This is a genomic window from Streptomyces sp. NPDC058092 (genome assembly GCF_042884935.1).
In the GTDB taxonomy this organism is placed as follows: domain Bacteria; phylum Actinomycetota; class Actinomycetes; order Streptomycetales; family Streptomycetaceae; genus Streptomyces.
Genome location: NZ_JBHVSY010000020.1, coordinates 67,259 through 79,558, shown reverse-complemented (window position 1 = coordinate 79,558; position 12,300 = coordinate 67,259). Strand labels below are relative to the sequence as shown.

12 protein-coding genes are annotated in these 12,300 nt (G+C 70.2%); 7 read left to right on the top strand and 5 right to left on the bottom strand.

From position 1 onward, the window contains the following. Nucleotides 1-20 precede the first annotated feature (20 nt). From ACFVV1_RS28585 to ACFVV1_RS28565, 5 genes are all read left to right on the top strand, one after another. Nucleotides 21-1,478, top strand: a complete 1,458-nt coding sequence (locus ACFVV1_RS28585) for an aldehyde dehydrogenase family protein (protein ID WP_389994819.1) — start codon at nt 21-23, stop codon at nt 1,476-1,478. A gap of 139 nt (nt 1,479-1,617) precedes the next feature. Beyond that, a complete protein-coding gene (locus ACFVV1_RS28580) occupies nt 1,618-2,169 on the top strand; it encodes a DinB family protein (protein WP_389994816.1) in 552 nt (183 codons plus the stop codon). A gap of 18 nt (nt 2,170-2,187) precedes the next feature. Then, nucleotides 2,188-2,829, top strand: a complete 642-nt coding sequence (locus ACFVV1_RS28575; protein WP_389994813.1) for a PadR family transcriptional regulator — start codon at nt 2,188-2,190, stop codon at nt 2,827-2,829. Between the two features lie 78 nt (nt 2,830-2,907). After that, nucleotides 2,908-3,855 carry an ATP-binding cassette domain-containing protein gene (locus ACFVV1_RS28570; RefSeq protein WP_389994968.1) on the top strand — a complete coding sequence of 316 codons (948 nt, stop codon included), beginning with the start codon at nt 2,908-2,910 and terminating at the stop codon, nt 3,853-3,855. Next, nucleotides 3,852-4,637, top strand: coding sequence for an ABC transporter permease (locus ACFVV1_RS28565; RefSeq protein WP_389994810.1), 786 nt, complete (start codon nt 3,852-3,854; stop codon nt 4,635-4,637). Before ACFVV1_RS28570 ends, ACFVV1_RS28565 begins: the two co-directional genes overlap by 4 nt. A 15-nt stretch (nt 4,638-4,652) precedes the next feature. On the opposite strand, the gene ACFVV1_RS28560 is transcribed toward ACFVV1_RS28565, so the two are convergent. The 3 genes from ACFVV1_RS28560 to ACFVV1_RS28550 all read right to left on the bottom strand — a co-directional run bounded on the left by ACFVV1_RS28560 (nt 4,653) and on the right by ACFVV1_RS28550 (nt 8,210). After that, entirely contained in the window at nt 4,653-6,077 is a 1,425-nt protein-coding gene (locus ACFVV1_RS28560) for a glutamate decarboxylase (protein WP_389994807.1), read from the bottom strand. Between the two features lie 71 nt (nt 6,078-6,148). Beyond that, nucleotides 6,149-6,772, bottom strand: a complete 624-nt coding sequence (gene wrbA, locus ACFVV1_RS28555) for an NAD(P)H:quinone oxidoreductase (RefSeq protein WP_389994804.1) — start codon at nt 6,770-6,772, stop codon at nt 6,149-6,151. Between the two features lie 151 nt (nt 6,773-6,923). Then, the gene (locus ACFVV1_RS28550; RefSeq protein WP_389994801.1) at nt 6,924-8,210 is read right to left on the bottom strand and encodes an ion channel protein; all 1,287 of its coding nucleotides are present in this window, start codon (nt 8,208-8,210) and stop codon (nt 6,924-6,926) included. A gap of 145 nt (nt 8,211-8,355) precedes the next feature. On the opposite strand from ACFVV1_RS28550, the gene ACFVV1_RS28545 reads away from it, so the two are divergent. After that, nucleotides 8,356-9,114, top strand: a complete 759-nt coding sequence (locus tag ACFVV1_RS28545) for a MerR family transcriptional regulator (RefSeq protein ID WP_389994799.1) — start codon at nt 8,356-8,358, stop codon at nt 9,112-9,114. 60 nt (nt 9,115-9,174) lie between these two features. On the opposite strand, the gene ACFVV1_RS28540 is transcribed toward ACFVV1_RS28545, so the two are convergent. Beyond that, nucleotides 9,175-9,540 (bottom strand): YbjQ family protein, encoded by a 366-nt coding sequence (locus ACFVV1_RS28540; RefSeq protein WP_389994796.1) that lies wholly within the window; start codon nt 9,538-9,540, stop codon nt 9,175-9,177. Between the two features lie 146 nt (nt 9,541-9,686). Between ACFVV1_RS28540 and ACFVV1_RS28535 the strand changes: the two genes are divergently transcribed. Next, nucleotides 9,687-10,382, top strand: a complete 696-nt coding sequence (locus ACFVV1_RS28535; protein ID WP_389994794.1) for a DedA family protein — start codon at nt 9,687-9,689, stop codon at nt 10,380-10,382. Between the two features lie 24 nt (nt 10,383-10,406). On the opposite strand, the gene ACFVV1_RS28530 is transcribed toward ACFVV1_RS28535, so the two are convergent. After that, complete coding sequence (locus tag ACFVV1_RS28530) at nt 10,407-12,122, bottom strand: threonine/serine exporter ThrE family protein (protein WP_389994791.1); 1,716 nt, start codon at nt 12,120-12,122, stop codon at nt 10,407-10,409. Nucleotides 12,123-12,300: the final 178 nt, after the last annotated feature.

The following is a 12,300-nucleotide window of genomic DNA, read 5'->3' as shown; positions in this document are numbered from 1 at the left end:
CACCTGAGTTAAGGGATCGCATGTCCTTCTTCTACGAGCTGGCCGACCAGTACATCGACGGTGAGTGGCGGACCGGAACCGGCTCGTGGGACATCATCGATTTCAATCCCTACAACGGGGAGAAACTCGCCGCGATCACCATCGCGACCGCGCAGGAGGTCGACCTGGCCTACCGCGCCGCCGAACGCGCCCAACGGTCCTGGGCCACCACCGGCCCGCACGAACGCCGCGGCGTTCTGGAACGTGCCCTGCGCATCACCGAGGAACTGCACGACGGCATCGTCGAGGCGATCGTCGACGAACTGGGCGGCACCCGCCTCAAGGCGGAGTACGAGGTCCGGGTCGCCAAGGAGTTCCTGCGCGACGCGATCCATCAGGCGCTGCGCCCCACGGGTCGCCTCCTGCCCTCCGCGGTGGACGGCAAGGAGAACCGCGTCTACCGGCAGCCCATCGGCGTCATAGGGGTGATCAGCCCCTTCAACTTCCCCTTCCTGGTGGCGATGAAGTCCGTCGCGCCGGCCCTCGCGCTCGGCAACGCGGTCGTCATCAAGCCCAATCAGAACGCCCCGGTAGTCGGCGGCGGGCTGATCGCCAAGATCTTCGAGGACGCCGGGCTGCCCGCGGGACTGCTCAACATCGTGATCACCGACGTCGCCGAAATAGGGGACGTGTTCATCGAACATCCCGTACCCAGGGTGATCTCCTTCGCGGGCACGGACCGGGTCGGCCGCCACGTCGGCGCGACGGCGGCCGGGCACTTCAAGCGGACGGTCCTCGAACTCAGCGGCAACAGCGCCCTGGTGGTGCTGGAGGACGCGGACATCGACTACGCGGTCGACGCGGCCGTCTTCAGCCGCTTCGTGTACCAGGGGCAGGTCTGCATGGCCGCCAACCGCATCCTGGTGGACCGCCGCGTCGAGCGGGTGTTCACCGAGAAGTTCACCGCCAGGGTGGCCGCGCTGAGGACCGGCGACCCGCGCGACCCGGGGACCCAGATCGGCCCGGTCATCAACACCTTCCAGGCCGACGCCCTGACCGCCCTGGTCGACGAGGCGCTCGCCGAGGGGGCCACCGCGCTCGTACGGGGCCGGACCCGCGGCAACCTCGTGGAGCCGACCGTGCTCACCGGGCTTCCCGAGGGCTCCCCGCTGCTGTCCCAGGAGATATTCGGCCCGGTGGCGCTGCTGGTGCCGTTCGACGGCGAGGACGAAGCCGTACGGATCGCCAACGACACCCCGTACGGGCTGAGCGGTGCCGTGCACACCCGCGGCGCCGAACGCGGGGTGCGGTTCGCGCGGCGCGTCGTCAGCGGGATGTTCCACGTCAACGACTCCACCGTCCAGGACGATCCGCTGGTGGCCTTCGGCGGCGAGAAGTCCTCCGGGATCGGCCGGCTGAACGGCGAGGCGGCCGTGGACGCCTTCACCACCCAGAAGTGGATCTCCATCCAGCACGGCCGGAGCGCGTTCCCCTTCTGACACCTCTGCTGACACCTCTGTCGTCGAGTGACATCTCTGCCGTCGAGTCCGAGCGGAGTCGAGGACAGAAGCTGACCGCAAGGGTCCGTAGCTTGGTCGGTGTCAGGAAGAAACCGGCACAGCCACAAGGGCGGACACCATGGTCACTCACGTTCCCGCGGAAGCCACCGGCGACGAGCGCGGCGCGCTCCTCTCCTTCGTCGAGGCGCAGCGCGGCGCGATCCGGCGCTCACTGATCGGACTGACCGAGGAACAGGCGGCGAGCCGGCCCAGCGCCAGCGAACTCTCCCTCTCCGGACTGCTCAAGCATGTCGCCGAGACCGAACTGAACTGGCTGCGGATGGCCCAGCAGCGGCCGAACGAGGCCGCCCGGACCGAGGAGACCTGGGCGGACAGCTTCCGGCTCGTGGGCGACGAGACGGTGCAGCGGATGCTGGAGTTCTGGGACGGCATCGCCGCCGAGGTCGAGAAGTTCATCCGCTCGGTGCCCAGCATGGACGACACCTTCCCGCTGCCGGAAGCGCCCTGGTTCCCGAAGGGCGAGCGGTGCTCGATGCGGTGGCTGCTGGTCCATCTCGTCGAGGAGATCGCCCGGCACGCCGGGCACGCCGACATCATCCGGGAGTCCCTGGACGGCCGCACCGCGTTCGAGCTGGTCGCCGAGGCGGCCCGCTACGCTGATCAAAGTTGAATAGAAAGGGTGCGTGACATGTCCGCGATCCGGCTGCTGGTCCTCTGCGCCGTGCGTCAGCACGGCCGGGCGCACGGCTATCAGGTCCGCAACGACCTGGAGTACTGGGGCGCCCACGAGTGGTCCAACGCCAAACCCGGGTCGATCTACCACGCACTGAAACAGATGGCGAAGCAGGGGCTGCTGGTCGCCCACGAGACCGCTCCGAGCACGGCGGGCGGCCCGCCCCGTACCGAGTACGAGATCACCGAGCGCGGCAACGAGGAGTACTTCACGCTGCTGCGCGCGGCGCTGACCTCGTACGACCAGAAGCTGGACGTGCTGTCCGCGGGTCTCGGCGGCATCGTCGACCTGGAGCGGGCCGAGGTGATCGCGCTGCTCAAGGAGCGGGTGGCCGGCCTGGCGGCCTGGCGGGCCTCGGTCACCGGCTACTACACGCCGGAGGCCGGGCCCGAATCGCTCGGCCACATCGGCGAGATCATGAACATGTGGGTCCACTCGGCGGACTCCGGGGCGGAGTGGACGCGCGGGCTGATCGCCCGCATCGAGGGCGGGGCGTACACCTTCGCGGGGGAGGGCGAACCCTTCGTCGGCGTGCTCGCCGAGGGGCAGGAGAACCCGTACGCGACGGGTGTCCCGGATCCCGGTGACGACGAGTAATCAAGTTTGACGAATACGGGCGGCGGGGTTACCTTCGAGCCTGCTAGTCAAGTTTGACTACGGGAGGGTGTGGCGATTTTGACCGACGCGATCGTTGTCGAAGGTGTGCACAAGCGGTACGGGGAGAAGCGTGCCCTGGACGGTCTGGACCTCAGGGTCGCCCGCGCCACCGTCCATGCCGTGCTCGGCCCGAACGGTGCGGGCAAGACCACGGCCGTACGCATCCTGTCGACGCTGCTGCGGCACGACGAGGGACGCGCCGAGGTGGCGGGTTTCGACGTACGGGACCGGGCCGGCGAGGTCCGGCGCCGCATCGGGCTGCTCGGGCAGCACGCGGCGGTCGACGAGGAGCTCGGCGGCCGGCAGAACCTGGAGATGTTCGGCCGGCTGTACCACCTGGGCGCACGCCGGGCGGGTGCCCGGGCGGACGAACTGCTGGCCCGCTTCGGGCTCGCGGACACCGGCCGGAAACCGGTCAAGGAGTACAGCGGCGGCATGCGGCGACGGCTCGACCTGGCCGCCTCGCTGATCACCGACCCGGAGGTGCTCTTCCTGGACGAGCCCACCACCGGACTCGACCCGCGCGGCCGGGCCGAGGTGTGGGCGGCGGTGCGGTCACTGGTGGGCGGCGGCACGACCGTCCTGCTGACCACGCAGTATCTGGAGGAGGCCGATCAGCTCGCGGACCGGATCTCGGTGATCGACGCCGGACGGGTGGCCGCCGAGGGGACGCCCGACGCGCTGAAGGCGATGGTGGCCGGGGACCGCATCGATGTCGTCGTCCGGGACGGGGCCCGACTGGCGGCCGCGGCGCGGCTGCTGGGCGACGACGCGGTGGTCGACACGGACCGGCGGCTGATCGGGGCACCGGCCCCGGACCGGATGGCGGCCCTGACCCGGACCGTACGGGCGCTGGAGGAGGCGGGCATCGAGGCGGAGGACATCGCGGTGCGGCGCCCGACGCTGGACGAGGTCTTCCTCGCGCTGACCGACGGGAAGCCCGAGCCCGCGGAGGTGTCGGCATGAGCACGATGAGCTGGGCGGTTTCCGACTCCTGGACGATGACCCGGCGCGAACTGGCGCACTGGGCGCGGCAGCCGGTGCGGATCGTCGTCGGCCTGGTCTTCCCCGTGATGCTGCTGCTGATGTTCAACTACCTGGTCGGCGGCGGGCAGGGCGTCGACGGCGACAACACCGAGTTCCTGGTGCCCGGCATGCTCGCGCTCACCATGGCCTTCGGCCTGGAGTCGACCATGCTCGCGGTCACCCAGGACCTCGACAAGGGCGTCATCGACCGGTTCCGCGCCATGCCGATGGTCTCCGGTTCGGTGCTGGTCGGCCGGAGTGCCGCGGACATGCTCCAGTCGGCGGCCGCACTCGCCGTGCTGACCGGCGTCGGCTACGCGGTCGGCTGGCGCTGGCACCACGGACCGGCCGCGGCGCTGGGGGCGGTGGGGCTTCTGCTGCTGTTGCGGTTCGCGATGCTGTGGATCGGCATCCACCTGGCGCTGGTGGCCGGGAAGCCGGAGCTGGTGCAGGCGGTGCAGATCCTGGTCTGGCCGGTCGGCTTCCTCTCCAACGTCTTCGCCACTCCCGGGTCGATGCCGGGGTGGCTGGGTGCGGTCGTCGAATGGAACCCGATGTCGGCCACGGCCACGGCAGTACGCGGCCTGTTCGGCAACCCCGGCGCGGCCGGCGGCACCTGGGCGTCCGACCATGCCGAACTGCTCGCGGTGGTCTGGCCGTTGGTGCTGCTCGCGGTGTTCTTCCCGCTGGCGGTGCGGAGGTTCGCCCGGATCGGCCGCTGAGGTCTTCCCCGGCCCTCAGTGGTGGAAGGACGTCGCCGCCTGTTTGTCGTGGCTCAACGGGTGCGGCTGGCGGCGCAGGTCGGGCAGGATCAGCCGGAGGTCCTCCAGCAGCAGCTCGGCGAGGTCCGACGAGAAGCCGTTGCGGCACACCACCCGCAGCACCGACAGGTCCTGCCGGTTGGCGGGGAAGGTGTACGCGGGCACCAGCCAGCCCTGCTCGCGCAGCCGGCGGGACACGTCGAAGACGTCGTACGCCTCCACGTCCGGCGCGGTCGTGAGCGCGAAGACGGGCAACTGGTCGCCTTGGGTGAGGAGCTGGAAGTCGCCGAGCTTCCCGATCTGCTGCGCCAGTCCGGTCGCGACGTCCCGGGAGGCCTGCTGAACGGCCCGGTAGCCGTCCCGGCCCAGCCGCAGGAAGGTGTAGTACTGCGCCACCACCTGTGCGCCGGGCCGGGAGAAGTTCAGCGCGAAGGTCGGCATGTCGCCGCCCAGGTAGTTGACCCGGAAGACCAGCTCCTCGGGCAGCTCCGCGGGCGAGCGCCACAGCGCCCAGCCGACCCCCGGGTAGACCAGGCCGTACTTGTGCCCGGAGGTGTTGATCGAGGAGACCCGGGGCAGCCGGAAGTCCCACACCAGGTCCTCGTCCAGGAACGGCGCCACCATCGCACCGGACGCCCCGTCCACATGGACGGGGATGTCCAGGCCGGTGCGCTCCTGAAGGGCGTCCAGGGCCGCGCAGAGCTCCGCGATCGGCTCGTAGGAACCGTCGAAGGTGGAGCCCATGATGCCGACGACGCCGATGGTGTTCTCGTCGCAGAGATCGGCCGCGGCCTGCGGATCGAGATGGAAGCGGTCGCCCTCCATCGGGACCAGCCGCGGCTCGACCTCCCAGAAGTTGCAGAACTTGTCCCAGCAGACCTGCACATTGATGCCCATGACCAGGTTCGGCCGGGCGGTCGCCGGGTAGCGGTCGGCGTTCCTGGCCGCCCAACGGCGTTTCAGCGCCAGTCCGGCGAGCATGCAGGCCTCGCTGGAACCGGTCGTCGAACAGCCCACGACGGTCGAGGGGTCGGGGGCGTTCCACAGGTCGGCGAGCATCGCCACGCACCGCCGTTCCAGCTCGGCGGTGCGCGGGTACTCGTCCTTGTCGATCATGTTCTTGTCGCGGCACTCGCCCATCAGCACCCCGGCCTGGGGCTCCATCCAGGTGGTGACGAAGGTGGCCAGGTTGAGCCGTGCGTTGCCGTCGAGCATCAGCTCGTCATGGACCAGGCCGTAGGCGATCGAGGGCGGCATCGGTCCGTCGGGAAGCCGGTGCCGGGGCGGCGCCGACTCCATTCCGGCGATCGGGTCGGCCTCTCCGTAGAACGGGTTGAGGGCGAGCCTGCGGCGCTTCTCGGACGGTTCCGTGCCGTGCGGCGAACCCTTGTGGAGAGGCATCGGTGAACAGCCTTTCTCGGCTCTCGGCGGTCTTTGGTGAACCGCCACGGTCCTGTGGACGTGCGGTGCGTTCAGCCCTCGGCGGCGAGGCCGTCCTTGATGGCTCGGGCGAACCTGACGACGCGTTCGGCCTGGACCCGGGCGGCGGTCAGGGTCTGCACGCCGACCGGGATGTCGCCCTGTCCGGCCACGTGCGAGGTGCCGTACGGATTGCCGTCGACGAACTTCGAGGGGTCCGTGTAACCGGGGGCCACCAGGATGCCGCCGAAGTGGTGGACCGTGTGGTAGAGCGCGAGCAGCGTGGACTCCTGGCCGCCGTGCGTGGTGCTGGTGGAGGTGAAGCCGCTGTAGACCTTGTCGGCCAGACGGCCCGCCTGCCAGAGGCCGCCGAGGGTGTCGATGAACTGCTTGAGCTGGGAGGTGACATTGCCGAACCGGGTCGGCGTACCGAAGATCACGGCGTCCGCCCAGACCATGTCGTCGGGCGACGCCTCGGCGATGTCCGCGGTCGCCTTCGCGTTGGCGGCCCAGGCCGGGTTGGAGTCGATGGCCGCCTGCGGGGCGAGCTCACGGGCCTTGCGCAGCCGTACCTCCGCACCGGCCTTCTCGGCATCCTGCGCGATGGCCCTGGCCATCGCGGCGACGGTGCCGGTCGACGAGTAGTAGATGACGGCTACGTTGACGGGCGTGGGCATGGCGGAAACCTCCGGCGGGGCCTTACGGGATGTATCCATGCGCATCCATATGGATGTGACGATACGTAAAAAAGGGGCATCCGGCGCGTCGAGTGGCGGCGCAGCGTGGCGGCTCCGGGGCACGGCTCCGGGCCGTCGCTCCGGGGCAGGCTCACCTCAGCTGCGTACCGTCCTCGTGCAGTTGCATCTGCGGCCGCCCGGTCACCAGCAGCCAGGCCGGCAGCGAGGCGACGCACAGGATCGGGAGCACGGCCGCGTCGCCGACCAGCACCGCCGCGGTGAACAGGCTCAGCCAGCCCTGCCGGGTGATGGCCAGCAGGATTCCCAGCACCGCACAGGTCACCGCGAGCGCCACCGGCACCGACGGGACCAGGGCGTGGGCGCAGAGTCCCAGCGCGACCCCCACGAAGACGGCGGGGAAGATCCGGCCGCCCCGGAAGCCGCAGGTCGCCGCGATCAGCAGCGCGGCCGTCTTCACCACGGCCATGACCGCGAACTGCCCGGCCGACCAGCCGCTCGGGTCGGCGGCGAGCTCCTTCACCTCGTCGAGCCCCTTGAAAAGGGTGAGGTGGCCGCCCAGTGCGCCCAGCAGACCCAGCAGCAGCCCGCCGAGGGTCAGTGCCAGGACCGGGTGCCTCAGGGCCCGGAAGAACCGGTGCACGTACGGGAAGGCGTACACCGCCGCCAGGCCCAGCGCCGCACCCGCCAGGGCGATGACGACCGAGGAGAGCAGGTCGCCCCAGTGCGGGTGGGTATAGGCGGGCAGCGACAGGTCGAAGCTGGGATGGGCCAGCAGCGTCATGGTGAGCGCACCGGCGGTGCCCGCCGCGAGCGGGCCGAAGAGCCGGTCCCAGAGCGCGCCCGGTCCGGCGCGGGAGGCGAGGGTCTCGGAGAGGATCAGCGCGGCGGCGACCGGGGTGCCGAACAGTGCGCCGATGGTGCCCGCCGCGGTCAGGGAGATCCACAGTTTTGCCGTCGTACCCGGCGCGAACCGGCGGCCGAGCCAGTACGCCAGCGCGATATTGGCGGCCGTGATCGGATTCTCCGGACCGAGACTGACCCCGCTCGCCAGGGTGAGGGCCGTGACGAGCAGCAGCCCGGGAACCACGCCCGGCGCGAGCGGCGGGTCGACCAGCCCGGTGGTCGCCGGATCGGGGCCGGCGTGGCCGGGCACCACCCGGATGAGCAGCCCGATCACCAGCCCGCTCGCGGTGAGCATCACGATCGTCCAGAGGCTGGAGTAGCGGCCGATGGAGAGGGCGTCGGGGAGCGTTCCCCAGAGGACGTCCTGCAGCTTCTCCGCGAGCAGGCTGACGCCCAGCAGGATGAGGGCCGAGGCCACGCCGACGGCCAGGGCGGGCACGATGACGGGCAGCAGCCGTTGCGCGGGGGTGGGCCCGGGAACGGTTCCGGCCGGGGCCGGAGAATCTGTGGCCATCGGCTCACCTTATAGACGCAAAAGCCGCATACCCCTCTAGTAGCTTCGAATGGCGCCGGAGGGATGGTGCTTCGGACTTGTACCTCACGTCGCGTCAGGACTCAGGCTCGGCACGTACCCAGAACAGGGAAGGGAGCGGGCAGTCGTGGACTACTCCGTGGGACAGGTCGCCGGATTCGCCGGGGTCACGGTGCGCACCCTGCATCACTACGACGGCATCGGGCTGCTGTCGCCCGGCGGGCGCAGCCACGCGGGCCACCGCCGCTACGACGACGCCGACCTCGACCGGCTGCAGCAGATCCTGTTCTACCGGGAGCTCGGCTTCCCGCTCGACGAGATCGCGGTACTGCTCGACGATCCGGAAGCGGACCCGCAGGAGCATCTGCGCCGCCAGTACCGGCTGCTGGCCGGCCGGATCGCCGAGCTCCGAAAGATGGCAGCCGCCGTCGAGACAGCCATGGAGGCACGGAAGATGGGCATCAACCTCACGCCCGAGGAGAAGTTCGAGGTGTTCGGGGGCAAGGATCCCGAGGAGCACGCCGAGGAGGCAGAACGCCGCTGGGGCGGCACCGCCGCCTACGCCGAGTCGCAGCGCCGGGCCGCCCGCTACACCAAGGACGACTGGAAGCGGATGCAGGCGGAGGTCGCCGACTGGGGCGCCGCCTACGACGCGCTGATGGAGGCCGGCGAACCCGCCACCGGCGAGCGGGCGATGGACCTGGCCGAGGCGCACCGGCTCCACATCACCGAGTGGTTCTACGAGTGCACCACCGGGATCCACCGGGGGCTCGGCGAGATGTACGTGTCCGACCCGCGGTTCCGCGCGTACTACGAGTCGATGCGGCCGGGCCTGGCCGAACATCTGAGGGCCGCGATCGACGCCAACGCGGAGCGCCTCGCGTAACCCGTACACGCACGGCCGGCACGGGGGTGCGGACGGCCTCGCCCCCGTGCCGGCCGTCGCTCAGATCTTGCTGATCACGACCGCCGTGCCGTACGCGCACACCTCGGTGCCCACGTCGGCCGCCTCGGTCACGTCGAAGCGCATCATCAGCACCGCGTTGGCGCCCCGGGCCCTGGCCTGTTCGACCAGCCGCTCCATCGCCTGGTTCCGGGTCTGGACGAGCGTCTTGGTCAGCCCCTTCAGCTCGCCGCCGATCATGGACTTCAGCCCGGCGCCGATCTGGCTGCCTATGTGGCGGGAACGCACGGTCAGGCCGAACACCTCACCGATCACCCGGGTCACCTGGTAGCCCGGTACGTCGTTCGTGGTGACGACCAGGACATCCGAGTGGTCCGTCTGCCCGCCGCCGAAATCCTCGATATTCATCGTGTGATACCTCCTGGAGAGAGCTTTGTCCTGGTTGGCCCGGTGCGCACTTTCGCGCGGGGCACTGGAACCCGGGGACATCATTCTGCGTTGATAGCTTTGGGCGGCCACGCAGCCGCCATCGAACGATCCAGGAGCCCGGACCCTTGAATACGCTTGCGCTCGGACCGAGCTGGCTGGACCCGGACTATCTGATCAACACGTTCGGACTCCCCGGCGTCCTCCTCATAGTCTTCGCCGAGTCCGGACTGCTGATCGGCTTCTTCCTGCCCGGTGACTCGCTGCTCTTCACCACGGGCCTGCTGGTGACCACGGGCCAGATGAAGACCCCGTTGTGGCTGGTCTGTCTCCTGGTCGCCCTCGCGGCGATCATCGGCGACCAGGTCGGATATCTCTTCGGCCGCAAGGTCGGCCCGTCGCTCTTCAAGCGCCCGGACTCCCGCCTCTTCAAGCAGGAGAACGTCGAGAAGGCCCACGAGTTCTTCGAGAAGTACGGGCCGAAGTCGCTGATCCTGGCCCGCTTCGTGCCCATCGTGCGTACGTTCACGCCGATCATCGCCGGTGTCAGCCGGATGAACTACCGCTCGTTCATCACGTTCAACATCATCGGTGGCGTGCTCTGGGGCGTCGGCGTCACGCTGCTCGGGGCCGCGCTCGGCAAGATCGAGTTCGTGCACCAGAACATCGAGGCGATGCTCATCCTGATCGTGCTCATCTCGGTGGTGCCGATCGCGATCGAGTTCCTGCGGGCCCGCTCCAGGTCGAAGAAGGAAGCGGCGGCCGACGGCGTGGAGGGCCCCGGCCCCTCCACGGCGCAGCGCGGCCGCCACGCCAAGCGCTGACCACGAGCCGCACCGTCGGCGGTGTCAGAAGCCGCGCGTCCGCTTGGCCGCGCGGCGGTTCGCCCCGCCGACCGCTCCCGGCACCCGCATGAACAGCCGGGAGATCTCACTTCCCAGGTTCACCCCGATCGCGATCGCCAGCGCCGTCGCCACCGCGGTCGACAACGAGGCGAGCCCGGCGTTCACATTGCCCTGGGCCACGCCCAGTAGACCGAAGTACGTGGCCGAACCGGGCAGCAGCGGACCGATCGCCGCCGTGATGAACGGCAGCGACGAGGTGTACCGGTAGCGCGAGAGCAGTTGCCCGAACAGGCCCACCAGGCCGGCCGCCGTCGCTGTCGCCAGCACCGGCGAGATGTTGCCGGTCCTGGCCATCGCCCCGTAGATCACCCAGGCCACACCGCCGTTGAGCGTCACCGCGAGCACCGTGGACCGGTCCTGCTGGAGCAGGATCGCGAAGGCGAGACAGAGCGCCATCGAAGCCAGGATCTGCACCACCGGCCGGTCATGGGCGACGAACCTGGTCTCGGGGTTCAGCTGGGCGCCCAGCTGAAGCCCCATGTACAGCACGAGCAGCACACCGACGACGATGCCGATGAAGAGGTACATGACCTCGAGCAGGCGTGCCGCGGCCGTGATGTAGTAGCCGGTCAGCCCGTCCTGCACGCCCGCCACCAGGGCCCGCCCCGGCAGCAGTGCGAACAGCCCACCGGTGATCACCGCGGACGGCCGTACGTCCGACCAGTGGGTGAGGGTCAGCGCCACACCCATCGCGGCGGGCGGCATGGCCGCCACCACGAACTGGTAGAACTCCGGCAGCCCCCGCCCGGCGCAGAGCCAGGCGAGCCGGTCGCCGAGCATCGCGCCGATCGCGGCCACCACGAAGACCAGCGCGCCACCGCCGACCAGTACCGATGCCGCCCCCGCGAGACCGCCGCCGGCCAGCGTCAGCACCCAGCCGGAGTACGGGTGCCGGTTGCGCCGGATCTCCGCCAGGCGTCGGTAGGACTCCTCCAGCGAGACGTCGACATTCTCGGTGGTGATGTCGTCGATGAGCCGGAAGACGGCGGCCAGCCGGGTGTAGTCGGTGCCACGACGGCGTACGGTGCGGCTGGCCGTCACCGGGTCGTCGACCAGCGACGGCTGGTGCGAGATCGACAGCAGGGTGAAGGTGACGGTGGGCTCGCAGCGGTCGAGGCCGTAGCTGCGGGTCACCGCGAACATCGCTGCCTCGACGTCCTCGGCGCCCTCGCCGCCCGCGAGCAGCAGTTCCCCGATACGCAGCGTGAGGTCGAGTACGCGCGGCACCGCGGGCCCCGCCTCGTCGGGCTTCTGCACCGGCTCGGGCGCGGGGCGCTCGGCGACCGGCATCCGCAGCATCGTGCGCATCCGGTCCTGCCAAGGGGCCTCCTTGGTCAGCCGGATCATCGGGCTGCCGTGCGCCGGGGTGAAGGCGGGCGGCGCGTGCTGGGCGCTGTACGTGCTCGGCGGGGCGAAGGCGGAGCCGATCGTGTCCGAGCCGGAGGGGGTACCGGTGCCGGAACCGGAGCCCGAAGCGGAAGCCGGGCCCGGTCCCTGGGGCTCGGTCGTCAGACCGGTCGGGATGGCGAATTCCGAGGTCGGCTGGTCGTCCTCGGACGCAGACGTCCGCCGCCCCACCCCGGTCGGCGGGACGAAGGCGCTGCGCGCCTCGTCGGACTGGGGCTTCTGGTCCTCCGGACCGCCCGGTTCCGCCACCACTCGACCTCGCTCCTCATCGGCTGCGCGTCTTCGGTTGCGCTGCTGCCCAGTATGGCCACGGACAAGGGTGCAGACGCGAAGTGGGCGGCACCCCCTCGGAGGGAGTGCCGCCCACTTCCGGCACGGAACCGTAAACGGAACCGTGCGACTACCCTCAGCCGGAGTCCGGCCGCGACCC